Here is a 25,117-nt window from a genome sequence, read left to right as displayed (position 1 = left end):
CCCCGTTCGTCAACTATGGCCACTAGTAGTTCTATCATACCATAAATTGTAGGTCGAACGGATGGGGAAATATTCCTATTTCTTTTGCATATGGGACAACGCTAAGGCGCCGACTAAAATCACTCCTTTGACAATGTCTTGGGCATAGTATGGAACATTCATCATTGTGAGTCCATTGAGGAGCACACCGATTAAAATGGAGCCGAACAGCGTGCCGATTACGTTCGGTTTTCCTGCACCAAATACGGAAAAGCCGATATAGGCAGCAGCAACTCCATCCATTAAAAACGAAGCCCCTGCAGACACTTGTCCTGTCCCGATACGGGAAGCAAGGACAATACCGCCAAGCGCAGCGAAAAAACCGCTAATTACATAGGCATATGTTCGATAACGATTCACTGGAATCCCGGCAAGCCGAGCCGCCTCACGATTTTCTCCCGTCATATAAAACAATCGACCTGGTTTTGTGTATGTTAAAAACAAATGAGATACGATGACGATCAACAGCATGAGCAAAACGGAAAAAGGGATGCCGAACACTTCCCCTTGACCGATAAATAAAAAGGAAGGAATAAATTTTCCCGGTGCGGTTCCGCCGTCAGGAAGCGGCATATCGTTGTAAATCGAAAATCCTTTTGTATATGTTAGCTGCACGCCGTTAATCGCATACATGGTCGCTAATGTCGCCAATAAATCGGGCAGCCTGAGTTTGACAATGAGCAACGAATTAAGGAGACCAACGACAATTCCTAATAAAATCGGTACAAGAAGAGTGACGAAAATTTCTTGGCGGTATAAAACCAGTGCTGCTGCGCTGGAGATGGTTGCTAGGCTAACGGTAGAGCCGACTGATAAATCAAATCCATCGACAATGAGAGAAAAAGTAATGCCGATTGCCACAAGCGTCACGATGGAAATGGAACGCAAAATATCGCTAAAATTGTCGTACGTAAAAAAACGATCAAGCGTAATGCCGAAGTAGGCGATAACGACGAGAATCGCGAGCAATGTTCCGTGTTTGTATAAAAAATCAAGAGGAGATAACGTTTGTTTCTTCTTTATTGATGAAAGGACTGGTTGTTCCATGGAAATCACCTCCGCTGCTGTAGTAAATGAGCTGTTCGTATGTTACCTCTTTGGCTAAAAAGCGTTTGACAAGTTGACCGTCGACCATCACGTAAATCGTATCGGCAATGTCAAGCAGTTCTTGAAATTCGCTTGTTAAATATAAAATCGCTTTTCCTTTGTCGGCAAGGGAGCGGATGATCGAAAATACTTCCGCTTTGGCGTTGACGTCAATTCCTTTTGTGGGCTCATCAAAAATAAATACATCGCTATTCGTTTGCAGCCATTTGCCGATGACGACTTTTTGTTGATTGCCGCCGCTTAACTGTTTAACAAGCGCATGAGGGGAAGATGGGCGGATGTGTAACGTTTCGATTAGTTGCTGAGCTACCTCAGCTTCTTTTCGTTTGATCACCCATTGCCCTTTTGTCAGCGATGATAATAAGCGTACAGTTAGATTGGTACGGACGGTTTCACTCATAAAAAGCCCTTGTTTTCGCCGTTCTTCTGGAATAAAACAGATGCCGGCTTCAATTGCTTCTTTGGGAGAGGAGAACGTATACCGTTTTCCGCGAATGAACCATTCGCCCGTCGTTTTTGTATGGGCAAATAAACTTTCTGCCAATTCGGTTTTTCCAGCACCGACCAACCCGGCGATGCCGACGATTTCTCCTTGGCGAATTTGTAAGTTAACAGTCGTATTTGTTTTTGGAATGAGTAAGTGTTTCACTTCAAAGATGACTTGATCGCTGTAGGTACGCGTTTCTTTTTTTCTTGTTTCATAAGAGCGCCCGACCATATGGCGAATCATGTCTTCGATGGAAAGCTGTGAAACGTCACCGCGATGGACGACCGTTCCGTCGCGCAAAATTGTAACTCGGTCACAAATCTCTTTTACTTCTTTTAGTTTGTGAGAAATATAAATAAACGACACTCCTTGAGACTTTAATTGTTTCATAATGTCAAAGAGGCGTTTCGTTTCTGTTTCGCTTAATGGGGCGGTCGGCTCGTCCAAAATAATGTAGCGAGCCGAAGAAGAAAGCACTTTTGCTAATAAAATGAGTTGTTTTTCGTGTAACGTACATTCATGAATAAGCTTATTTAGCGGAATAGATAAACCGACTTGGCGCAATAATTCTTCAGAACGCTGTTTTTGTTGTTTCCAAGAAAGAAACGGTCGCCGCTTTGTCTCAACGATGTCGTCAGCGGCAATATTTTCATACACGGTAAGCGAAGGAAAAAGGGCAGTGTCGACTTCCTGAACGACTAACCCGATTCCCGCTTTTTTTGCGTCGGAAGGGGAAGAAAATTGATACTCTATTCCGTCAATGGTAATAGTCCCCTCGTTAGGAGACAGATCGCCAGCGAGAATTTTCATTAATGTGCTTTTGCCAGCTCCGTTCATTCCTAAAAGGGCGTGAACTTCCCCTTTCTGTACATGGAAATTCACGCCATTCAATACGTTCACATCGCCGAATGATTTATAAATATTTTCCATGAAGAGACCATTCATTTGTTTTTCACCTGTTCTTCTAACGTTTTCATCCAAGGAGAGACGGCGACATTAGACTGTCCCCAGCCAGTAATGTAATTATGAAGATCGTTCATCGAGATTTGTTTGTTTGGTAAGTCAGATTTTTTGACTAAGTGTGGCTCAAGGGAATAAATATTTGGCGTTTTTTCACCGGCGATTTTTTGGTAAGCAAATCGAACTTGCACGCGCCCAACTTCCGCTGGATCAGTCGCAGTTGTTGCGACCCATGGGCTACTTGATTGCTGGATCATTTGTAAATCTTCATCGCTTAAGTCGATGCCGTACACTTTAATTTCGTTGCGGCCTGCTTGTTGAATTGCGCGCGTTGCCCCTTTTGCAAATTCATCCCATGTCGCAAAGACGGCATCAATATCGCCTTTATTTGGATATTTTTTTAAAATTGCTTCCATTTGCGTTTGTGTATCTAATGCCGTATTAGAGCTTGCTGTGCCGAATTTGGCGACTTCTTTAATGTTCGGATACCGTTTTTTGAACGCATCGTAAATGACGTGGCGTCGCTCCATTGGGGTAAATCCGCCGACCCAAATAGTGACGATTTGTCCTTCTCCATTTAAGTCTTCGGCTAATGTTTTTAACGTTTTCCATGCTAAGCTGTAATCATCTTGGTCGATGACGGTGACGCCTGGTACGTTTAAATCGTTATCGAACGCCACGACAGGAATTCCTTTAGCGACTGCTTTTTCCACCGGGCCTTGCAACGCATCGGCACGCCCATGGTCTAACAAAATTGCATCGACATTTTGTGTAATTGCCGTTTCCACATATGAAGCCATTTTCGTTAAATCATTGTCAGCGTTGTAGATTTGCACTTCACCGCCGAATTTTTGCACTTGTTCTTTCACTCCGGCAATGTACTGGGAAGAAAATGTACCGATAGACATTTGCATAATGGCCGCGATTTTTATCGGCTTTTTGAGTTTGGCAGGAATGTCTGCCTGTTCTGTTGCTGTCGTTGTTGTCTCTGTTTTTTTGGATGTTTCTTGTTGTTTGGCTGGCTCGCTGCTTACGGCATCCTGTTCGTTTGTGCAGCCGCTGAGCATGATGCCAAATAACAAGGCAGCAATAAAAAATATTTTAAATCGTTTCACTTGTTTCGCCCCCCTCGAACAATGCTGGTAATGCTGCTTCATAGTTGCCGCTAATAATCCCTTTTTCGGTAATAATCGCAGTAATAAGTTCGTGAGGGGTTACGTCAAAAGCTGGATTGTAGACGTTCACCCCTTCAGGAGCAATGCGTGTACCGGCGATATGTGTGACTTCCTCTGGATTTCGTTCTTCAATCGGAATGTCCTTTCCCGTTTTAGTTGCTAAATCGATCGTTGATAACGGTGCAGCAACGTAAAACGGAATACCGAATGATTTCGCTAATAACGCAAGGCCAAATGTACCGATTTTATTGGCGGTATCTCCGTTTGCGGCAATTCGGTCCGCACCGACGATGATTGCCGTAATGTTTTTGGCGTGAATCGTTTGCGCTGCCATATTATCTGTAATGAGTGTAACGTCAATGCCGGCTTGCATGAGCTCCCATGTTGTGAGTCTCGCTCCTTGCAGAACAGGGCGTGTTTCTGAGGCAAACACGTGAAGGTGAATGCCTTTTTCTTTTGCCAGATAAAATGGAGCGAGTGCCGTACCGTAGCGGGCGGTAGCGATGGAACCGGCATTGCAAATTGTTAGGATGCGGTCGCCATCTTGAAAGAGAGATAGTGCATGCTCCCCGATGCGGCGGCATACGTCTTCATCCTCTACTTGGATGCGAATTGCCTCGTGAATGAGCGTTGTTTTCGCTTCGTTAACAGAAGTAGCGTTTTCAATGCTTGATACAAGGCGATTTAGTGCCCAAAACAAGTTAACGGCCGTTGGGCGCGAGCTTGCTAAATAGTCGCGGTCTTTTTGAAGCTGCTGCTTAAATTCGTCTATCGAACTTGCCTTGTAACGTTGAGCGGCGAGGGCGAGCCCGTAGGCAGCCGTAATACCGATCGCGGGCGCTCCACGAACTTTCAGCGTTGCAATTGCATCCCATATATCGCTAATTTCTTTTAATTCCAAATATTCTGTCTCTGAAGGTAATTTTTGTTGATTTAAAATAGTGATATGCGTATCGTTCCATTCAACCGAACGTGGAATGATGAATCGTTCAGTCATATGTTTCTTCCTTTCGTTTAGTTAGTCGGTGCCAATGGTGCCTGCAAGAAAAGAGAACGAATTTCTTGAATATCATTCAGCGAATTGCGCTGTAAAATAAGGCTTCGTCCAAGACGAAGGGCGTGGCGTTTTGCACGGATGCGTTCCTCTTTGTCCTCAATGCCGTCAAGATCTGCGACGTGTGCTAAACCAATTGTACGGCGAATCACTTCGCATCCGGCAAATCCAATCGCATCGACAAACGTGCTGTGCAAAACGTCTTGCAACAACCTAGGCGTTTTTGCGTACGGCTCAACATTGTGTTGCTCCCAAAGGTCGGAAAAGACGTTTGCAAATACTTCCCACGTTTTTTCAACATGGGCGAATAAAGGCTCTTGTTCTTGTTCTGGGCGGGACAACGCATTTAATAGTAAATTGGCGAAAAATTGACCAAGATCGAAACCGAAAGGACCGTAAAAGGCGAATTCCGGATCAATCACTTTTGTCTCCTCGTCGCTGGCGAAAATGCTTCCGGTATGTAAATCGCCGTGAATGAGGGCATCTCCTTCTGTTAAAAACTTTCGCTTTAATTTCGCCACTTCAAGATGGAGTTCATCATTGTTCCAAAGCTCTTTTACATCTTCGCGAAGCTCGTCTTCAAAATTGTTCGTTTCATGGTCAAAGAACGGATCGGTAAAGACAAGGTCTTCGGTAATTTTGCATAGTTCAGGGTTGACAAAGCTTTGGGCAAGTTGTTTTTTCTCTTGTTGATTCATACCAAAGTCAGACGTATAAAACAATGTTTTTGCCACATATTCACCGATATGTTGCGAAAGAAGTGGATACGTTTTTCCTTCAATGAGACCTTTGCGAGCGATTTGCAAATGGGATAAATCTTCCATGACGGTGATAGCCAGAGATTCGTCGGAATAGTACACTTTCGGAACGTATTCTGGAACATAGCTGGCAAATGTGCGCAATGCGTTGCTTTCAATGGCGGCACGCTTTAACGTAAGAGGCCAGCTTTCGCCGACTACTTTTGCATATGGCAATGCTTGTTTAATAATAATTCCTTTTCCTGTTTGTTGGTTAACGATATGGAAAACAAGATTTAAGTTTCCATCGCCGATTTCTCGGCATACTAACGGTGCCCCTTCTGGGAATAGGCGCAAGCGAACTGCAAGAGCAATCGCGGCACTTTCTGTTAAAGGTTCGTAAACGGATTGTTTTGAAACTGCCATACATGAACGCCTCCTTTGTAAAATAAAAAGCCTCTTTCGCATATCGAAAGAGGCTTGAAGATACTTCTTCGCACCTCTTATCTTTCAGAAAGAATGACTCTTTCTGTTGGACTTAGCACCGTGCCTTACGGAAGTTACTTCCGGCGCTTAAATGCGCCCTATCTCACGATAGTATTACGGTCGGTTGCTGGGCTTCATTGGGCCAATTCCCTCAGCCAACTCTTGATAAGAGTGTTTATCAGTAAGTATATTCGATTTTGTTCAAATTTTCATTATTGTTGCAATTTGTTGATTGTTTTGCGTTTGATTCGAATCATACATCGTAATTGGCGATGTTGTCAATACTTTTTTGGAAAATTTTTTTCACTCGTAATGTAGTGCTCTGGACGACGATCGCTAAAAATCGGAATTTGTTTGCGTACTTGTTTGACTTTTTGCAAGTCGATTTCGGCGGTGAGTGGACAAGGTTCTTCTTTTGCTTCTGCCAGTATTTCTCCCCACGGATCGACGATGAGAGAATGTCCGGCGAACGTATTATTCGGGTCGTGACCGGCACGATTGCAGGCGATAACGTAACATTGGTTTTCGATGGCACGAGCTTGAAGTAGCGTGCGCCAATGATGAAGGCGGGGTAAAGGCCATTCTGCAACGACAAATAATATTTCTGCTCCTTGTACAGTATGAACGCGAATCCATTCCGGAAAGCGAATGTCATAACAAATAACGCCAGCACATAACGTGTTTTCAAGAGTAAACAATCCCGGTGCTTCTCCAGATTGCAAGTAAAGGTGTTCGTCCATAAGTTGGAAAAGATGAAGTTTACTATATTCGCCTACGATGTCGCCGTTTCGATTGGCGATGTACATCGTATTCGTAATTCCGTCTTTTGTTTTTTTGGCGATGGAACCAGCTACAATGTTGATGTGATGCAAACGTGCAAGCTCGCTAATGAACGCTTTTGTGTGCGCCCCGTCTTCATCAGCAATTTCATCAAGGCGCGTTAAATCATATCCGGTCGTCCATAATTCTGGAAGAACGATGATGTCAGGGCGTTGGGCAGAGAGCTTTTCTACTTCGGTTTGAACACGCTGTTGATTTTCAGCTGGATCGCCAAAGGCAATGTTAAGCTGGAGACAAGAGATTTTTAATGTCATGATCGTTCACCTCAAAAATTTTAACTTTACATTTTGATTTTTACGATATATGATGTTTGACTAGAATTTCAAGAAATTTTTGAGTAGGTGTAAGCGATGAAACATTTTGTACAATCAGAACTATTACAGAGCCTTCCGAAGCAGTTTTTTGCTTCGCTCGTTGACAAAGTGGGAAACGTCATTGCACAAGGGCATGATGTCATTAATCTCGGCCAAGGAAATCCTGACCAACCGACGCCGTCCCATATTGTTGAGGCGCTGCAAAAGGCAGTGGCTAATCCGCGTTATCATAAATATTCGCCGTTTCGCGGTTACTCGTTTTTCAAAGAGGCGGTCGCTGCCTTTTATGAACGCGAATATGGGGTGAAGCTTGACCCGGAAAAAGAAGTCGCTATTTTATTTGGGGGAAAAGCAGGGCTTGTGGAGATTCCACAATGTTTATTAAATCCGGGGGATGTCGTTCTCGTTCCAGATCCGGGGTATCCGGATTATTGGTCGGGTGTCGCTTTAGCGCGAGCAGAAATGGCAATGATGCCGCTTCGCGCGCAAAACAAGTTTTTGCCGGATTACGGTGAGCTGTCGAAAGACGTAGTGGAAAAGGCAAAGTTAATGTTTTTAAACTATCCAAACAATCCGACCGGTGCGGTGGCGACAAAAGAGTTTTTTGAGGAAACGGCTTTGTTTGCGGCGAAACACGATATTTGCGTCGTACACGATTTTGCTTATGGAGCGATCGGATTTGACGGGAAAAAACCGATCAGTTTTCTTCAGGCGAAAGGGGCCAAAGACGTCGGTATTGAAATTTATACGTTCTCGAAAACGTATAATATGGCTGGTTGGCGCGTTGGATTTGCCGTTGGGAATGAAAGTGTGATTGAAGCGATTAACTTGTTGCAAGATCATTTATACGTCAGCTTGTTTGGTGCGATTCAAGAGGCGGCAGCAACCGCGCTTCTTTCTTCACAAGATTGCGTAAAAGAGCTTGTTTCGTTATACGAATCGCGACGGAACACACTTGTAAAGGCGCTTCAACAAATCGGATGGGATGTCACAGCACCAGCTGGTTCGTTTTTTGCGTGGTTACCTGTACCGAACGGCTGGACATCGGAGCGATTTGCTGATTTCCTGCTTGAAAAAGCTCATGTCGTTGTTGCCCCAGGAATCGGATTTGGGGAACATGGAGAAGGGTATGTACGCGTCGGTCTATTGACGAGTGAAGAGCGCTTAGAAGAAGCTGCACAACGCGTTGCCAAGCTTGGTCTTTTCCATGCCGTAAAAAAATGATTGACATAGTTGAAAATCCCTGTCATAATTCAAATTAAATTTACTACCGCGAAAATTTCGAAAAGTGAATACATGATTCAAGCATTCTTATCAAGAGTAGGTGGAGGGACGAGCCCAATGAAGCCCGGCAACCGACTTAACAGTTGTTAAGCACGGTGCTAATTCTTGCAGCGATATGCTGAGAGATAAGAAGAGTCTGAACATCTAGCCTCTTCTTATGAAGAGGTTTTTTTATTGATGCTTAGAAAGAGGGACAGATGATGAGTCAAGTAATTGCCACATATCTCATTCATGATGAGAAAGATTTAGAGAAAAAAGCAGAAGGGATTGCTCTTGGCCTCACCGTTGGTTCTTGGACCGATTTGCCGCTGTTAGAGCAAGAACAATTACGAAAACATAAAGGGGTTGTCGTCAGCGTCACACAGATAGAAGAAAGTGAGCGGGTGAATGAGTATCTCGGCAAACGCGTGAAGCGAGGGCTTGTCCGTATTGCTTATCCAAGCGTCAATTTCAGTGCTGATTTGCCGGCGATATTGACAACGGTGTTTGGCAAGCTATCGCTCGATGGAGAAGTGAAGCTAATCGATATGACATTTTCCGATGAATTGAAAAAGCAGTTTCCTGGTCCATGCTTTGGAATTGACGGGATTCGCGAAAAAGTTGGCGTGTATGATCGCCCGCTTCTCATGAGCATTTTTAAAGGCGTTATCGGGCGCGATTTGCATTATTTGTCGGAACAGTTAAAACAACAGGCACTCGGTGGAGTTGATCTTGTCAAAGATGACGAAATTTTGTTTGAAAATGACTTAACTCCGTTTGAAAAGCGAATCGCTGCCGGAAAAACGGTGTTAAACGATATATACGAAAAAACGGGAAAGAAAATATTGTACGCTGTCAATTTAACAGGGAAAACGTTCGAGTTGAAAGAAAAAGCGAAGCGGGCAGTGGAGCTAGATGCCGATGTGCTTCTTTTTAACGTGTTCGCTTATGGATTAGATGTATTGCAAGGTTTGCGTGAAGATGAGGACATTTCAATTCCAATTATGGCGCATCCGGCAATCAGCGGCGCGCTAACACCATCGGAATTTTATGGAATTAAGAGCCCGCTATTGCTTGGGAAATTGCTTCGTCTTGCTGGAGCAGATTTTGCGCTTTTCCCATCACCGTATGGAAGCGTTGCCCTTGATAGAGGAGAAGCGCTTGGCATTGCTGCTGAGTTAACGAAGGAAGATGAGCAATTGAAACGAGCGTTCCCGGTTCCATCAGCGGGGATTCATCCGAGACTAGTACCGCTTTTAATTCGCGATTTCGGCATCGACAGTGTTATTAATGCAGGCGGCGGGGTACATGGTCACCCGGATGGAGCAGAAGGCGGAGGAAAAGCGTTCTGCGCAGCCATTGATGCGGTGTTAGCAGGAAGACCGCTTCAAGATGCCGCTAAAGATAGTGAGGCACTGCAAAAGGCAATTGCTTTATGGGGTGCTCACGAGGTGACAGTATGAAAAAGCCAATCCTTTTTTGCGATTTCGACGGAACGATTACAAATAGCGACAATATCGTCGCGATTATGAAACAGTTTGCCCCGCCAGAATGGGAAACGCTAAAAGACGATGTACTAGCACAGCGCCTGACCGTTCAAGAAGGTGTCGGAAAAATGTTTTCCCTTCTTCCTTCGAGATTGAAGGAAGAGATTACGGACTTTATTTTGCAAACGGCACGTATCCGTGACGGCTTTCGTGAATTTGTCGCTTTTACAAAACAACACGGCATTCCTCTGTATGTCGTGAGCGGTGGCATCGATTTTTTCGTCTATCCGCTTCTTGACGGGCTTATCGAAAAAGAATTCATTTTCTGCAACGGTTCCGATTTTAGCGGGGAAACGATTCAAATTGTTTGGCCATATTCGTGTGATGAGCATTGTCATAACGGTTGTGGCTGTTGCAAACCATCGCTGTTACGGAAGCTATCAAAACCTGATGCATTCAATATCGTCATCGGCGATTCCATTACCGATTTGGCAGCGGCAAAATTAGCCGATCATGTCATTGCTCGCGATTTCTTACTGGAAAAATGCAATGAACTTAGTATTTCCCATACACCATTTACAACGTTTTTTGATGTGATTGATGTTCTTGAGAAGATGGAGGTGAGAGTATGAGTTCTCTTGTGAAAAAATGGAGGGAGCTTGCTGATGTGAAGGCGGAGTTAGCAGCCCGCGATTGGTTCTTTGCGACAAGCGGTAACTTATCGATCAAAGTAACCGATGACCCGCTCACCTTTCTTGTTACCGCGAGCGGAAAAGATAAACGAAAGCAAACTGATGAAGATTTTCTTCTTGTGGATGCGCTCGGTAATCCAGCGGAAGAAACGCATTTGAAACCATCAGCGGAAACGCTTTTGCATGTGGAAATTTACAAAAAAACAAACGCAGGCTGCAGCCTCCATGTCCACACGATCGATAATAACGTCATTTCCGAATTATACGGTGACAACAGGGAAGTCGTGTTTACCGGACAAGAAATTATTAAGGCGTTCGGTCTTTGGGAAGAAGATGCTGTTATTCGCATTCCGATTATTAACAATTACGCCCATATTCCGACGCTGGCGAAAGAGTTCGCCCAACATGTTAACGATGACGCAGGTGCGGTTCTCATTCGTAATCACGGCATTACTGTATGGGGGCGAAATGCGTTTGAAGCAAAAAAGTTTTTAGAAGCGTGCGAGTTTTTATTTAGCTATCACATCAAGCTACTGTTGCTAAAGGGAGCAAAGGCGTTCGCCTAAAATCCCTTTTTTATAAAAAAAATTTTTAGGAGGAAGAGAAGATGGCAACGATTCGTTTTCATGAAACAAATGAAAGAATTATCACTGAAGAAGAAGTAGTCAAATTTTTAGAGGAGCAAGGGGTTATTTACGAAAAATGGGATATCAACAAACTCCCAGAACATTTACGCGAAAAATATTTACTTACGGATGAAGAAAAAAATGAAATTTTAGAGACATTTAAAGACGAAATTGCAGATATTTCTGCACGCCGCGGCTATAAAGCGCAAGACGTTATTTCCTTATCCGAAAATACACCGAACCTAGATCAATTGCTCGAAAACTTTAAGCGCGAACATCATCATACAGATGATGAGGTGCGCTTTATCGTCAGCGGCCACGGCGTATTTGCGATTCAAGGAAAAGACGGAAAATTTTTTGATGTCGAATTAAATCCTGGCGATTTAATTTCCGTTCCAGAAAATACACGCCACTATTTTACATTGCAAGAAGATCGCCGCGTAGTCGCGATTCGCATTTTTGTCACAACAGAAGGATGGGTGCCGATTTACGAAAAAGAAGGAATCAACGCGTAACAACCATCCCTCTTCCCCTTAATCGGAAGAGGGGGGATGTAATGGTTTCGCAGTAAAAAGAATGACCCCAGCAATGACAATCATACTTCCGATAAATTGCAAAGGATACATCGATTCTTGCAGTAATATAGGCAAGAATCGATGTAAAAATAAGAACATTCCCGATTTTGTAATGCCAATATGTTGAATCTGATATTCCAAAACATCATTGCCAACACGGTAGCACCTACGCTGGAATATAGAAAGGCAAGCCAAAAAGAGAACGAAGATTCGTGAACGGTGAAAGTGGAAACGGGAAACGGCGCGAGTATCGCTGCGCCGAAGATGCCCGGCCATAACGTTGCCTTGAATGCAGAAACAAACTGCATTGCTTGTTTCGCAAACAACGAATAAAGCCCCTATACCGCAACGGTCCTAGCATAAATACATCTCCGATATTCAATTGAAAATGAGAGAGTGTTTGTCAATTACCATGACGATCATAACGTCGACAAACGAAATGAACATCGCGATTTTTTGCTTTAGCGTCAATGTTTCCTTGCCGATAAAATAAGAAACCACCGCAATTGAAACGGGATTTAATGTGGACAAAAGCCCGACATTATCGGCAGACGTATATTCAAGCGCCTTAAACATCAAGAGATTAAATAACATAACACCGGTAAGTTCCATCCATATAAGCGGAAAAAGCACTTGTTTTGGAAACAACAACTGTTTTTCTTTCCACCAAACGAGCGGAATGAGGCAGGAGACAGCTACAAACCAACGCATTTCCGGCAAAACGAACGATGTCGTATGACCGACAAGAAATTTACCGGCGACAAAATTCCCGTCCCATAACAAACTGGTGATTAGTAATAGAATGTAATACTTTCCTTCCTGCTGCTTTGTCATCCTTTTTATCCTACTCTATCATCTCTCTACATGAATCCTACTCTTTTTCATCTCATGGGAAAAGTGATCAGCCGAGTGCAGGGTCAGCGATACCGAATAATCGATTTCGCTTTCCCGGTAGCTGCTGAGCATAAAGAAGCATGAGTGGAGAAACCAATGTTTCTTGAAATCCTAGCTGGCATAGTGCCCTCATAAAATCGCTTTGTCTACTAGGGACATCGATTCTCACAGGTATAGCCGATTGACAGAGAAATGCTTGAATGAGCTGAAGAGCAATATCGGTATGATCCGCCATTAACGGTCCGATGTGAAGAAAGTTACCAACGGGAAAGGCGATCCCAAAACCACAAATCGATTTTTCGGCATTTCTTGCTATAAAACCGATGCTTCTCTTTTTCATTAAATGATGAAGTAGCTCGCTTCTGTTTGCACCGAACACCATTTTATCGAAGTGAATGATTTCCGTAATATGCTTTTTTTCTCGCAATTGTTCGATTTCCACTTGTTTACATTCAATCGGCTCGTAAACAAAGTGAGTATGAGTGAATCGATGAATGAATTCCACCGTTTGGAATCCAAGTGATTGATATAAAGGAACCCCGGCTGATGTAGCGACAAGCGAGACAGGAACGCCGACGCGTTCTACTTCATATAAACATCGTTTCATAATGCTTCTTCCAAGACCTTGTCCTTGGTAATTTGCATGAACAATAACGGAGCCAATTGATGCGATAGTCGTTCCATATTGAAAGAGGGCCGCACTGGAAATCCATTCGTTATGGAGGCGATGGCCAAACATTGTTCCAAGTGACAAATATATATGAAGGCGTTCAGTAGTAAAGTTCCAACCAACGCTTTCAGCTAGTTTCTGTAATGAGGGCATGGAGCTTACATCGATTTTTTCTATTTTTCCCAGCAACGTTCTTCCCTCCTTCAAATGTCTTAATGAAAAGCAATCCGCTTGTTTCCATCTCCATAGCTTCTTTATAAACAAATAAACAACACGTTCCAGATGCAAAGGCAAGGCCGTATGGAACAAGCTGTTGAAGCGCCGATATTAAACAAAAAACGAGAAGCAATGTTACAATTTCGATCGCACCGGTGAGTGTGGCGATGATAGGCGAAAATATTTTGATGGATTAAAAAGAACTGCTAAAAACGCTTCAAGTGCATTTTGAAATTCAATTGCTATTTCCTGTGTCTGAAACTTCGAAGCATAGCTGATGCCAACAGACACCCCTTCATGAATATTGTGCAATATAATGGACGCAATAATGAGTGACGCTTTTTCATTAAACTGAATGATTTTTCGTATGTTCTAAATTCATATGGACAATCGTTGTTTCGGGCGAAGTTCATGTTAGCCCCCCTAAATATAACCCCATTGCTAAAGCAGGGTATCCTTCTGTTCCTAGCGCCTCAGGAATGAGAGAGACCATCATAATTCCCGCTGAAAGACTAATAAACTATCGCGCCAACGCTGGGGAATGGATTAGGCTAAAAATAACATCGGGACGGCTCCCAATCCTGTCGATAAAGCAGAAAGAATGTTGCTGGTTAGTACTTATTCCATCTAATACCCCTTTATGCGCTTTTGACATTATATGTCTCAAAAAGTATGATAAACTCCCAAATCATCGAACCTGCCTATTTATAGTATATAATAATAGATAAAATAAAAAAATTGCGAATGATTTGAACGTTGAAGGAATTCATTGACAAAAATCGTATTTTTCGCTACAATGGCTTCGAATTCGAAGATTAAAGGGTTTGATTATAGATGGAGAGAAAAGAAGAGATTGCGCAATCGTTAAAGCTGTTTATTGTCTTATCAAGGGCGTATCGAGCCGTTAGTGATCAAGTTCATAAGTCCATTCAAGAGTTCGGTGTCAATCCAACCGAATTTGCGGTTCTGGAGTTGCTTTACCATAAAGGCGATCAGCCGTTACAGCAAATTGGTGAGAAAATTTTGCTCGCCAGCGGCAGTATTACGTATGTCGTCGATAAATTAGAGCAAAAAGGATTTATTGTCCGAAAAGCGTGTGAAAAAGACCGCCGTGTCACCTACGCTTCTATTACCGAAAAAGGAAAGACATTTATTGAGAATGTATTTCCACAACATGAACAAACGATTCATGAAACACTTGCCGGATTGACATCGGAAGAAAAAGAACAGGCAATTTCGCTATTAAAAAAATTGGGATATGGCGTAAAACGTTAAGAAAAGTGGAAGCGCCGTAATCTGCTCTCGAAGCCAAATGTTCTTGGCTTACAGAAGAGCTTGTCATCTCCCAAGACCGTTGGTTTATGACAAGAGAGCTAAGCGCTGGTGCTGGGCAACGCTTCAACGTTGATACTTTCTTAACTTATAAAAAATAAGTGGCTGTTGTGATACAGCCACTTATTTTTTTCAAAAACGGATAAGCTATAAGGGAAAAGGAGGGGATAGTCATGATGATTCCTGTAGGAGTATCGAATCGCCACATCCATTTGTCCAAAGAACATTTGGCGCAGTTGTTCGGTGAAGGAGCAGAGTTGACAGTGTTAAAGCCATTGTCACAGCCAGGGCAATTCGCCGCCAAAGAAACGGTTACAGTGGAAGGACCAAAAGGAAAAATTGAAAATGTCCGCGTATTAGGGCCGGCACGTTCGATGACTCAGCTTGAGATTTCCAAAACCGACAGTTTCAAGCTAGGGGTACAAGCGCCGATTCGTTTATCCGGAGATATCGAAGGAACACCGGGCATTACAATTCATGGTCCGAACGGAACGATTACCGTCGACAAAGGGGTGATTATTGCGAAACGTCATATTCATATGACGCCAAGCGATGCAGAAACGTTCGGGGTGAAAGATAAGCAGGTTGTGAAGGTCAAAACACAAGGAGAACGCGCCCTAATTTTTGATGAAGTTATTATCCGAGTGAGCGAACAGTTTGCATTAGATATGCATATTGACACCGATGAAGCGAATGCGGCCGGATTAAAAACCGGGGATTATGTAGAACTGATCGTATAGAAAAGAGGGGCCTGTGAACTGAAGCCCCTCTTTCTTTACGCAGACATTTTTTGTTGTGTTTTCGTTGACTGTACCGCTTTTTTCACTTGCGGATAGAAGATAATGCCGCTTGCCAGCAAGGCAACGCCAAGCATGAATGTTTTTAAATCCGCTGTTCCTGCAATGATCACCCATACGGAATAAACGGTGGCCAGCGCAGCGATGATGCCATCAACAATGCGAGTGCGGCGAGCTCGTTCATACGTTTCTCCTGTTAATGTGAGTTTTAATTGAAAGACAGAGGCGATAAAATAAGGAACGAGATACGCTAATGTCGCAATGTAAATGACAAAATCAAACGCCGCTGACATCGAATGGGAAATCGTCGAGAAAATAAAAATTTGCGCCAATCCATTTGAAAGAATTAATGAAAAACTTGGCATTCCTTTTTTATTTTCTTTTAAAAATGCTGGAATAAACAAGCCTTGTTTTGCGGCTTGGTACGGTACTTCTGCACTTAATAGCACCCAACCAAGCGTAGAACCTAACAAACTAATCAATCCAAGTCCGGCAAGAATGTATCCGCCGCTCGGTCCTAAAATCGTTCCAATGGCATCGACAAGCGGTTTTTCCGATTGAATCAACTCTTTTTGCGGCAATAAGCCCATGACCAGCACGCTAATTCCGATATAAATTGCAAGGGCGATGAAAAGACCAAGAATCGTTGCCCGCTTAACGTCGGATTGTTTTTGTGCTCGTGACGCAAAAACAATCGCTGATTCGACGCCAATAAACGCCCATAATGTAGCAACAGCGGCATTATTGACTTGGCTTAAAAGGCCAATAGAATGTCCGGCTTCATCATAACGGGGAGCGACAAATGAACCGATGTTGCTTTTTTCAAACGCGAATAAGCTAATGACAATAAATAAGAAGAACCCAAGCACTTTTGCCGCGGTAGCGATAAAGTTTAATTTTCCTGCGCCTTCAATTCCGCGTAAAATAATAACGTGCATGCCCCACAATAAAGTCGTGCAAACGATAAATGTTAACAAGTTTCCGAGTTTTACATCAAGAGAACCGATGGTAAACAATGATTGCTTGCTTGTTAAAATCGGGAAAAAGGTCGATAAATAACTAGCGAATGTCGTAATAATTGCGACGTTGCCGGCGAAGTTACCAATCCAATATCCCCATGAAGACATGAATCCTGATAAAATGGAAGCATTTGAGCCCTTTGGAAACAACTCTTTTGCATAAATTTGCGGCCCGCCGTTTAATTCGGGTTTGCGAATTGCTAAGTTGCCAAAGACGAGAGCAGTCATTAATACACCGCCGCCAGTTAATAGCCACGCGCAAATGACTCCGAGAGGGCTCGCTGCTTCCGCTAATGAGCGCGGGAGCATAAAAATTCCCGAGCCGACCATATTTCCAACGACGAGCGCTGTTAATACCCAAAGCCCTAATTTATGTTGCTGCAATGTTGTAAACTCCCTTCTGTTGCTGCACAGATCTTTTTAACCAAAAAAAATACACCCTTAAGTTTTCAACGGGTGCATGAAACATCCGCATCCAACTTAATGTTGATAGCTCTCCATCGTTTGCTTGAAACGATGACAGTCCTGCTTCTGTTCGAATGCAGGTCCAGCTTGCAGCGCCAGAGCTCACAATGAATCCTTTCGTTTGAATTCATTGAATCTCTGCGTCTTGTTCAAGCTATTTTTATTCATTGCAACTTCTATCTCATCTAAGTTGATAAAAAGAAAAAATATTCATTTAACGACATTATTATACATTCTGCGACAAATTTCGTCAATCATCTTCTTCGTTGGAAAAACAGGAATTTTGCTCTCCAAGATTGAATAAAAATTAGGATTAGGAAATTTTTAAGAAAAGGAAGGGATTCATTTGAAGTTTTCGGAGTTTCAGTATAAACGACCGGACATGGGAGAAATAAAAGCAGCGTTTCAAGAGGCGTTACAAACGTTTCAAGAAGCAACAACGATAGAAGGACAGCATGAAGCGATGAAGCAGATCAATGCGATTCGCAACGAGTTCAGCACGATGGCGAACATTTGTTATATTCGTCATACAATTGATACAAATGACGAGTTTTATAAACAAGAACAAGACTTTTTCGATGAAGTTGAACCGTTGATGAAAGGACTTGTGAACGATTATTATAAAGCGCTTGTCGCTTCTCCGTTTCGGGCGCAGTTGGAGGAAAAATGGGGGAAGCAGCTGTTTGCTTTGGCGGAGACGGAACTAAAAACGTTTTCTCCAGACATTTTAGAAGATTTGCAGCTCGAAAATAAATTAACGAGCGAATATACAAAGTTTGTTGCCTCGTCGAAAATTTTCTTTGAAGGGGAAGAACGGACGTTAGCGCAGCTTCAGCCGTTTGTTGAATCGCCAAACCGTGATATGCGCAGACGGGCAAGCGAAGCGAGATTTGCTTTTTTCAAAGAACATGAGGAAAAATTTGACGAGATTTATGACCAGCTTGTCAAAGTGCGTACAAACATCGCGAAAAAGCTCGGATTCAAAAACTTTGTCGAACTCGGTTATGCCCGCTTAGGGCGGACGGATTACAACGCGGAGATGGTCGCAAAATTCCGAGAGCAGGTAAAAGAGTTTATCGTTCCAATTACGGTGAAGCTCTACGAACGTCAACGTGAACGTATCGGAGTCGATCGGTTGAAGTATTATGATGAAGCGTTTGCGTTTCCAACAGGAAATCCGACTCCAAAAGGGGATGCCAACTGGATTATTGAAAACGGAAAAAAAATGTATCAAGAGCTGTCGCCGGAAACGGATGAATTTTTCCGATTTATGGTGGACAATGAGCTGATGGATCTTGTCGCGAAAAAAGGAAAAGCAAGCGGCGGATATTGTACATATATCGAAAATTACAAAGCGCCGTTTATTTTCTCGAACTTTACGGGCACATCCGGGGACATCGATGTGCTAACCCATGAAGCAGGCCATGCGTTCCAAGTATACGAAAGCCGTCATTATGAAATTCCGGAATATAACTGGCCGACGTTAGAGGCTTGTGAAATTCATTCGATGAGTATGGAATTTTTTACATGGCCATGGATGGAATTATTTTTTAAAGAAGATACAGAAAAATATAAGTTTGACCATCTAAGCTCCGCATTGCTGTTTTTACCGTATGGCGTTGCTGTTGATGAATTTCAACATTTTGTCTATGAGAATCCGAATGCGACGCCGGCGGAACGTAAGCAAGCGTGGCGCGAAATTGAGAAGAAATATATGCCGATAAGGGACTATGATGGAAACGAGTATTTAGAACGCGGCGGCTTTTGGCAGCGGCAAGGACACATTTACACAACGGCGTTTTATTATATTGATTATACGTTAGCACAAATTTGTGCCTTCCAATTTTGGAAACGTTCGCGTGAAAATTATGAAGAAGCGTGGAACGATTACGTAAAATTATGCCGAGAAGGTGGAAGCAAGCCGTTTACTGAACTTGTCAGCGTCGCTAACCTCATTTCCCCGTTTGAGGATGGCTGCGTTCAATCGGTAGTCGGTGAGATCGAACGGTGGCTTAATAGCGTTGATGACAAACAGCTTTAACAACAGAAAAGGAAGAAATCAACGAAGGATTTCTTCCTTTTTTTGTTGAATGAAATAATTTTAGTTTTTAAAGAAGGGAGAACAGCGATATGTATCATATTCGTGTCCGCGCTTGTGCTTTAATTATTGAAAATGACGCTGTACTTCTTGTTGAGTTTCAAGACGAAAACGGATTACATTACAATCTTCCAGCAGGTGGCGTAGAACGGGGGGAGTCATTGATTGAGGCGGTAAAACGGGAGGCATTAGAGGAGGCAGGCGTAGAAGTAGAGGTCGGTTCGATTGCATTTGTACATGAGATAGCTCCTCACCTGCAAAAGAATATTTCTGTGACATCGCCACATCAAGTAAGCATCGTATTTGAATGTAAACGGATTAACGATTCCATCCAACCTTGTCCGACTTCACCGGACGAAAATCAAACAGGGGTAAAATGGATTCCCCTTTCTCATCTCTCCCGGATTACTTTGTATCCGAATATTTCGCAACATATTATTGAGTACGCGAACCATCGCCGCTCATTCAACTTAATCGAGGAACATACATTATCGTACGAATGAGGTGGGAAATGATGAACATTCGAAAAGCAACGATCAATGATGCGAACGGAATTGCGACCGTGCATGTGGAAAGCTGGAAAACAACGTATCAGGGAATTGTTCCATCATCTTATTTAGCACAATTGCGCGTTAGTGAAAGAGAACAGAATTGGCGAAGAGGATTACAGCAACAGAAGCATCATATTTTTGTTGCTGAAGAAGACGGAAAGGTATGCGGGTTTATTTCCGGGGGCAGCAATCGGGCTACAAAAGGAAAGGAAGCTGATTACGAAGGCGAAATTTATGCAATTTATTTGCTGAAAGAGGCGCAAGGAAAAGGGTATGGAACGAAACTGCTCGAAGCTTTAGTGCGTGATTTTCGTAGTGACGGGATTTGTTCCATGGTCGTGTGGGTGCTTGCCGATAATCCATCGCGGCAGTTTTATGAGCGTTTAGGGGGAAAGAAAATCGCTGAAGAAGTCATAAATATCGGTGGCAAAGAGTTAAACGAATGGTGCTATGGATGGAGAAGTATTGAATGTTTAGCGTAGTAACGGATGGCTGCCTGAATTATGATGGCGGCCAAAAAAATTTAATAATGAGTGATTACTCACTTTACAAAATATTTTTTTCGTATAAAATAGAAGTGAGTAATCACTCACGAAAGGAAGGGTATGCTATGTCAGAAAAGCCGTGTATTTGTATGAAACATGTATCTAAAAGTTTTGGTAAAAAGAAAGTAATTGAAGATGTATCTCTTGAGGTATACAGCGGGGAAATTTTTGGGATGCTCGGACCTTCGGGAGCAGGAAAAACGACGATTGTCAAAATGATCGCTGGAATTGATGAAGCTACCAATGGAACGATTGATGTATTAGATACAAAAATGCCTAGCCTTCATGTCATGAAACGAATTGGTTTTATGGCACAGTCTGATGCCTTATACGGTGAGTTAACAGCGTTAGAAAATTTACAGTTTTTCGCTTCGATTTATGGATTAAAAGGGAAAAAGCAAAAGCAGCGTATTGATGAAGTCATGGAGCTTGTCAATTTAACAGACCATATTAAGAAGACTGTCAATCAGTATTCAGGTGGGATGAAGCGGCGCTTGTCACTTGCTGTTTCCTTGTTACATGAACCGGAAGTATTAATCTTAGACGAGCCGACGGTCGGAATTGACCCTTTGCTTCGCCAAGCCATTTGGGATGAGCTTGAGCGAATTCGACAAAACGGGACAACGATTGTCGTGACGACTCACGTCATGGATGAAGCCGAGAAATGCCAGCGTTTGGCGATGATTCGTGACGGTCGTCTCATCGCTGTAGGCAGCCCAGAAGAGCTAAAGAAAAGAACAAATTCGCAAACAATCGAACAGGCATTTTTGCATTTTGGAGGTGCACGACAATGAGAGTTCGCGCGATCGTCATTCGAATCATTCGCCAGTTTTTCCGTGACAAACGAACGCTTGGATTAATGATTGTGGCGCCGATGTTTGTGTTGTTTTTAATGAATCTTGTGTTTAATGGAGAGGAATATAAACCAACAATTGCTGTTGATAAAAATGTTCCAGAAGTTGTTGTTGAAAAATTAGCGAAATCCGATGCTGACCTCAAAGAGCTTACGAAAACGACAGCTCGCAAACAGCTAGAAAAGCAACAAATTGATGCATTTATGGAAATGGATGAAGGAACTCCGAAAATTACGTTAGAAGGAAGCGATCCAACTGTTAATAAAGCGGTACTTATGGCTGTACAAAAAGCGTTTCAAGAATTAGCTCCACAAACACAATCGTTGCAATTGAAAACAACGTACTTACACGGTTCGGAGGATATGGCATTATTTGATAATTTCGGACCTGTGTTAATTGGCTTTTTCGTTTTCTTTTTCGTTTTCTTAATCGCCGGTGTTTCTTTCCTTCGTGAACGTACAGGGGGAACGCTGGAACGCTTGTTGGCGACGCCGTTAAAACGTTGGGAGATTGTTGTTGGCTATGTCATCGGATTTGGGATTTTTACAACGTTTCAGGCGAGCTTAATTTCTTGGTTTGCTATTGATATTCTTGATATGATGATGGAAGGTTCTTTCTTCTACGTGTTATTGATTACATTCTTATTGGCAATGACCGCTTTAACATTAGGAACGTTACTGTCTGCCTTTGCGAATAATGAGCTACAAATGATTCAATTTATTCCGTTAGTTGTTATACCGCAAGTTTTCTTTTCCGGCTTGTTTAATTTAGATACAATGGCAGAGTGGCTTCGTTCATTAAGCATTGTCATGCCGTTAACATACGGAGCGGATGCGCTTCGGGAAATTATGATCCGCGGCAGCGGTTGGCAGGAAATTGCCCAAGACGTATATGTTTTACTTGGCTTTTCCGTTTTGTTTATGGTATTAAATGTGATAGCATTGAAAAAATATCGAAAACTGTAAGGAGCAAATATGGATGAATGAGCAACAATGGCTTGAAGAGCTATTGAAAGTAAATGGAGAAGACGTAAAACTAAGCGAGAAACAAGTGAAAATTTTAGAAGCGGCGATTGAAATGTTCGCTGAAAAAGGCTATGCCGCCACTTCAACAAGCGAAATCGCCAAGAAGGCAGGTGTGGCGGAAGGGACGATTTTTCGTCACTATAAAACAAAAAAGGATTTACTCTTGGCGATTGTCACTCCAACGCTGTTTAAATCCGTCGCCCCATTTTTAGCGAAAGAGTTTGTCAAAGAAGTGTTCGAAAACCAGTATCAAAGCTATGAAGATTTCATTCGTACTCTTTTGAAAAACCGTTATGAATTTGTAAAAAAATACATCCCAGCGATCCGGGTGTTTTGGCAGGAAATCGCGTTTCATGCGGAAATTAAGGAGCAATTTCAGCGTATTTTTACGGTGCACGTATATGAAAAATTTAAGCGGATCGTGGAACATTTTCAAGCGAAAGGAGAAATTGCCGCGATTCCTATTGATTCGGTCATCCGCATGACGATTACGGCGATTGCGGGATTTTTGATGACGCGGTTTATCGTGTTGCCGGATTACGAATGGGATGACGAAGCAGAAATGGAACGGACGGTTCAAGTTTTGATGCACGGTCTTGCGAAAAAATAAAAAGAAACGCCTAATCCGATTTATACGGATTAGGCGTTTTGTTTATTCAATGCCTTAGCAACAATATTGCCATCTTCGACACTGATTTGGATAGCGTGAACATTGGCCGTTTCGTCAAGAAGGACATCAGCGATTTGGTCTTCGACGTGCTCTTGGATCACGCGGCGGAGCGGGCGAGCGCCGAACGCTGGATGGTAGCCTAACTCCGCTAATTTTTCTTTCGCTTCTTGCGAAACATGAATGTCGATGTGTTGTTCTTTTAATGTTTTTTTCAATTCATCGAGCATGAGATCGACAATTTGTAACATATGCTCTTTTTCGAGCGGTTTAAACTCGATAATTGCGTCAAAGCGGTTTAAGAATTCTGGTTTGAAATAAGCATTTAACGACTCAAGAACGCTTGTGTGCGTTGACCCTTGCTTTTCGAATCCGACCGTAATTTTTTTATCGGTAGCACCGGCGTTACTTGTTGCGATAATAACGGTATCTTTAAAGCTTACGGTACGGCCTTGGCTGTCAGTGAGACGTCCATCTTCTAAAATTTGTAGGAAAATATGCTGCACATCTGGGTGCGCTTTTTCGATTTCATCGAGCAAAATGATGCTGTAAGGATTTCGGCGTACTTTTTCAGTAAGCTGACCGGCTTCCTCATGACCGACATAGCCAGGCGGTGAACCGATTAATTTAGAAACGGAATGTTTCTCCATATATTCGCTCATATCTAAACGAATCATCGCATCTTTTGAGCCGAACAATTCTTCCGCCAATGTTTTTGATAATTCTGTTTTGCCAACTCCAGTTGGTCCGACGAATAAGAACGAACCAATTGGACGATTTTTCGCTTTTAATCCTGCGCGGCTACGGCGGATTGCTTTGGCAACTTTTTTCACTGCTTCTGCTTGGCCGATCACTTTTTTCGCTAAATTTTCTTCTAATTGCTTCATTTTCGTTTTTTCATCGGCTTGCAGCTTGCCGACAGGAATGCCGGTTTTTTCTTCGATGATTTGTTGAATATCGCTAACGTCAACGATTGGTGTTTCTTGCACATGACCGTTTTGCAATTGCTTTTCCAATTTGAGTTCTTCATCGTGTAATTTTGCTGCCAATTCGTAGTTTTCTTCTTTTACTGCTTTTTCTTTTTCTTTCGCTAGTTGGGCGAGCCGCTCTTGAATTTGCTTTTCATCCGTTGGGGCAACGCGTAAGTTCGCTTTTGAACCGGCCTCGTCTAACAAGTCGATTGCTTTGTCTGGCAAGAAGCGGTCTTGGATATAGCGATGCGATAATGTGACGCATGCTTCAATCGCTTCATCTGTATATTTGACATGATGGAATTGTTCGTATTTCGCTTGAATGCCTTTTAAAATAGCAATCGCTTGCTCGACTGTCGGTTCATGGACGATGACTGGCTGGAAGCGGCGTTCAAGTGCAGCATCTTTTTCAATTTGGCGGTATTCTTTCAACGTTGTCGCACCAACGACCTGCAATTCACCGCGTGCTAGAGCAGGTTTTAAAATGTTACCTGCGTCCATAGAACCTTCTGCAGACCCTGCACCCACAAGCAAGTGAATTTCGTCGATGAAGAGAATAATATTTTTGCGACGTTGCAATTCGGCGATCAATTGCTTCATTCGTTCTTCAAATTGTCCACGAATGCCAGTGTTAGCGACAAGTGAAGCCACATCTAACAAATACACTTCTTTATCAAGAAGCTTCGCCGGAACTTGTCCCTCGGCAATTTTTAAGGCAAGACCTTCAACGATCGCTGTTTTACCGACGCCTGGTTCCCCGATTAATACAGGGTTGTTTTTGTTGCGGCGGTTTAAAATTTCAATGACGCGTTCAATTTCTTTGTCGCGACCAATGACAGGATCAATAAGTCCAGCTTTGGCGAGCTGTGTTAAGTTGCGACCAAATTTATCTAAAAAGCCACCTTTGCCATTTCGATTTTGATGTTGGGATACGTTCGGTTGTTGAACGTCCATCTCATGAGAGAGTGTGAATCCATTCATGAATAAGTCTTCAAATGGAAAAGATGGAAAACTTCCGAATCCAAAGTTCGAAGGAATCGTCATTTTTTGTTGTTCATAACAAGTATGGCAAAGATGCAATTGTTTTTTCTCATGATTGAATTGAATATTCAAAAAGACTGTTGCTTCGTTTTGTTGGCATACTTGACAAAGCATGAGGCATAACCTCCTT

23 protein-coding genes and 3 riboswitches are annotated in these 25,117 nt (G+C 42.8%); of the genes, 13 read left to right on the top strand and 10 right to left on the bottom strand.

What is annotated here, in order from left to right; all coding sequences use genetic code 11:
* Window positions 1-75 precede the first annotated feature (75 nt).
* The 6 genes from HNR31_RS05100 to HNR31_RS05075 form a co-directional block, all read right to left on the bottom strand.
* Entirely contained in the window at window positions 76-1,086 is a 1,011-nt protein-coding gene (locus HNR31_RS05100; RefSeq protein ID WP_181555181.1) for an ABC transporter permease, read from the bottom strand.
* The gene (locus HNR31_RS05095; protein ID WP_181555180.1) at window positions 1,031-2,578 is read right to left on the bottom strand and encodes a sugar ABC transporter ATP-binding protein; all 1,548 of its coding nucleotides are present in this window, start codon (window positions 2,576-2,578) and stop codon (window positions 1,031-1,033) included. The genes HNR31_RS05100 and HNR31_RS05095 overlap by 56 nt, the downstream gene beginning before the upstream one ends.
* Window positions 2,575-3,660, bottom strand: a complete 1,086-nt coding sequence (locus HNR31_RS05090) for a sugar ABC transporter substrate-binding protein (protein WP_233414574.1) — start codon at window positions 3,658-3,660, stop codon at window positions 2,575-2,577. Before HNR31_RS05090 ends, HNR31_RS05095 begins: the two co-directional genes overlap by 4 nt.
* A 34-nt stretch (window positions 3,661-3,694) precedes the next feature.
* Complete coding sequence (gene mtnA, locus HNR31_RS05085; protein WP_181555178.1) at window positions 3,695-4,765, bottom strand: S-methyl-5-thioribose-1-phosphate isomerase; 1,071 nt, start codon at window positions 4,763-4,765, stop codon at window positions 3,695-3,697.
* A 17-nt stretch (window positions 4,766-4,782) separates the two neighbouring features.
* A complete protein-coding gene (gene mtnK, locus HNR31_RS05080) occupies window positions 4,783-5,985 on the bottom strand; it encodes an S-methyl-5-thioribose kinase (protein WP_181555177.1) in 1,203 nt (400 codons plus the stop codon).
* Window positions 5,986-6,059: 74 nt separating this feature from the next.
* A riboswitch (SAM riboswitch) is annotated at window positions 6,060-6,217 on the bottom strand.
* Between the two features lie 106 nt (window positions 6,218-6,323).
* Window positions 6,324-7,139, bottom strand: a complete 816-nt coding sequence (locus HNR31_RS05075; RefSeq protein ID WP_181555176.1) for a carbon-nitrogen family hydrolase — start codon at window positions 7,137-7,139, stop codon at window positions 6,324-6,326.
* A 96-nt stretch (window positions 7,140-7,235) separates the two neighbouring features.
* Between HNR31_RS05075 and HNR31_RS05070 the strand changes: the two genes are divergently transcribed.
* The 5 genes from HNR31_RS05070 to HNR31_RS05050 all read left to right on the top strand — a co-directional run bounded on the left by HNR31_RS05070 (window position 7,236) and on the right by HNR31_RS05050 (window position 11,782).
* A complete protein-coding gene (locus HNR31_RS05070) occupies window positions 7,236-8,423 on the top strand; it encodes a pyridoxal phosphate-dependent aminotransferase (protein WP_181555175.1) in 1,188 nt (395 codons plus the stop codon).
* A gap of 84 nt (window positions 8,424-8,507) precedes the next feature.
* Window positions 8,508-8,615, top strand: a riboswitch (SAM riboswitch).
* A 68-nt stretch (window positions 8,616-8,683) separates the two neighbouring features.
* Window positions 8,684-9,925 (top strand): 2,3-diketo-5-methylthiopentyl-1-phosphate enolase, encoded by a 1,242-nt coding sequence (gene mtnW, locus HNR31_RS05065; protein WP_181555174.1) that lies wholly within the window; start codon window positions 8,684-8,686, stop codon window positions 9,923-9,925.
* Window positions 9,922-10,581 carry a 2-hydroxy-3-keto-5-methylthiopentenyl-1-phosphate phosphatase gene (locus HNR31_RS05060; RefSeq protein WP_181555173.1) on the top strand — a complete coding sequence of 220 codons (660 nt, stop codon included), beginning with the start codon at window positions 9,922-9,924 and terminating at the stop codon, window positions 10,579-10,581. Before mtnW ends, HNR31_RS05060 begins: the two co-directional genes overlap by 4 nt.
* Window positions 10,578-11,207 carry a methylthioribulose 1-phosphate dehydratase gene (locus HNR31_RS05055; protein ID WP_181555172.1) on the top strand — a complete coding sequence of 210 codons (630 nt, stop codon included), beginning with the start codon at window positions 10,578-10,580 and terminating at the stop codon, window positions 11,205-11,207. Before HNR31_RS05060 ends, HNR31_RS05055 begins: the two co-directional genes overlap by 4 nt.
* Before the next feature lie 41 nt (window positions 11,208-11,248).
* On the top strand, window positions 11,249-11,782 hold the full coding sequence (locus HNR31_RS05050) for a 1,2-dihydroxy-3-keto-5-methylthiopentene dioxygenase (protein ID WP_181555171.1): 534 nt from the start codon (window positions 11,249-11,251) through the stop codon (window positions 11,780-11,782).
* 438 nt (window positions 11,783-12,220) lie between these two features.
* Here HNR31_RS05050 and HNR31_RS18565 read toward each other — a convergent pair whose 3' ends face one another.
* On the bottom strand, window positions 12,221-12,676 hold the full coding sequence (locus tag HNR31_RS18565) for a DMT family transporter (protein ID WP_258561012.1): 456 nt from the start codon (window positions 12,674-12,676) through the stop codon (window positions 12,221-12,223).
* A 67-nt stretch (window positions 12,677-12,743) separates the two neighbouring features.
* Window positions 12,744-13,595: a GNAT family N-acetyltransferase gene (locus HNR31_RS05040; protein ID WP_181555170.1), complete on the bottom strand. Its 852-nt coding sequence runs from the start codon at window positions 13,593-13,595 to the stop codon at window positions 12,744-12,746.
* A gap of 861 nt (window positions 13,596-14,456) precedes the next feature.
* Between HNR31_RS05040 and HNR31_RS05035 the strand changes: the two genes are divergently transcribed.
* Both HNR31_RS05035 and HNR31_RS05030 read left to right on the top strand, forming a co-directional pair.
* On the top strand, window positions 14,457-14,897 hold the full coding sequence (locus tag HNR31_RS05035; RefSeq protein ID WP_181555169.1) for a MarR family winged helix-turn-helix transcriptional regulator: 441 nt from the start codon (window positions 14,457-14,459) through the stop codon (window positions 14,895-14,897).
* A gap of 230 nt (window positions 14,898-15,127) precedes the next feature.
* Complete coding sequence (locus tag HNR31_RS05030; protein ID WP_181555168.1) at window positions 15,128-15,694, top strand: phosphate propanoyltransferase; 567 nt, start codon at window positions 15,128-15,130, stop codon at window positions 15,692-15,694.
* A gap of 35 nt (window positions 15,695-15,729) precedes the next feature.
* On the opposite strand, the gene HNR31_RS05025 is transcribed toward HNR31_RS05030, so the two are convergent.
* The gene (locus HNR31_RS05025; protein ID WP_181555167.1) at window positions 15,730-17,154 is read right to left on the bottom strand and encodes an amino acid permease; all 1,425 of its coding nucleotides are present in this window, start codon (window positions 17,152-17,154) and stop codon (window positions 15,730-15,732) included.
* A gap of 98 nt (window positions 17,155-17,252) precedes the next feature.
* Window positions 17,253-17,422: riboswitch (Lysine riboswitch) on the bottom strand.
* Between the two features lie 159 nt (window positions 17,423-17,581).
* On the opposite strand from HNR31_RS05025, the gene HNR31_RS05020 reads away from it, so the two are divergent.
* The 6 genes from HNR31_RS05020 (at window position 17,582) to HNR31_RS04995 (ending at window position 22,918) form a co-directional block, all read left to right on the top strand.
* On the top strand, window positions 17,582-19,276 hold the full coding sequence (locus HNR31_RS05020; RefSeq protein ID WP_181555166.1) for a M3 family oligoendopeptidase: 1,695 nt from the start codon (window positions 17,582-17,584) through the stop codon (window positions 19,274-19,276).
* Window positions 19,277-19,365: 89 nt separating this feature from the next.
* The gene (locus HNR31_RS05015) at window positions 19,366-19,836 is read left to right on the top strand and encodes an NUDIX domain-containing protein (RefSeq protein ID WP_181555165.1); all 471 of its coding nucleotides are present in this window, start codon (window positions 19,366-19,368) and stop codon (window positions 19,834-19,836) included.
* Between the two features lie 11 nt (window positions 19,837-19,847).
* Window positions 19,848-20,366 carry a GNAT family N-acetyltransferase gene (locus tag HNR31_RS05010; protein WP_181555164.1) on the top strand — a complete coding sequence of 173 codons (519 nt, stop codon included), beginning with the start codon at window positions 19,848-19,850 and terminating at the stop codon, window positions 20,364-20,366.
* Window positions 20,367-20,494: 128 nt separating this feature from the next.
* Window positions 20,495-21,223 carry an ABC transporter ATP-binding protein gene (locus HNR31_RS05005; RefSeq protein WP_181555163.1) on the top strand — a complete coding sequence of 243 codons (729 nt, stop codon included), beginning with the start codon at window positions 20,495-20,497 and terminating at the stop codon, window positions 21,221-21,223.
* Window positions 21,220-22,248: an ABC transporter permease gene (locus tag HNR31_RS05000; protein WP_181555162.1), complete on the top strand. Its 1,029-nt coding sequence runs from the start codon at window positions 21,220-21,222 to the stop codon at window positions 22,246-22,248. The genes HNR31_RS05005 and HNR31_RS05000 overlap by 4 nt, the downstream gene beginning before the upstream one ends.
* Window positions 22,249-22,261: 13 nt before the next feature.
* Complete coding sequence (locus tag HNR31_RS04995) at window positions 22,262-22,918, top strand: TetR/AcrR family transcriptional regulator (RefSeq protein WP_181555161.1); 657 nt, start codon at window positions 22,262-22,264, stop codon at window positions 22,916-22,918.
* Between the two features lie 29 nt (window positions 22,919-22,947).
* Here HNR31_RS04995 and HNR31_RS04990 read toward each other — a convergent pair whose 3' ends face one another.
* Window positions 22,948-25,101 (bottom strand): ATP-dependent Clp protease ATP-binding subunit, encoded by a 2,154-nt coding sequence (locus HNR31_RS04990; protein WP_181555160.1) that lies wholly within the window; start codon window positions 25,099-25,101, stop codon window positions 22,948-22,950.
* Between the last annotated feature and the right edge of the window lie 16 nt (window positions 25,102-25,117).

It is taken from the genome of Thermaerobacillus caldiproteolyticus (assembly GCF_013761245.1).
GTDB lineage: Bacteria > Bacillota > Bacilli > Bacillales > Anoxybacillaceae > Thermaerobacillus > Thermaerobacillus caldiproteolyticus.
The sequence above is the reverse complement of the archived record's forward strand: the minus strand, read 5'-3'. Positions and strand labels throughout refer to the sequence as shown.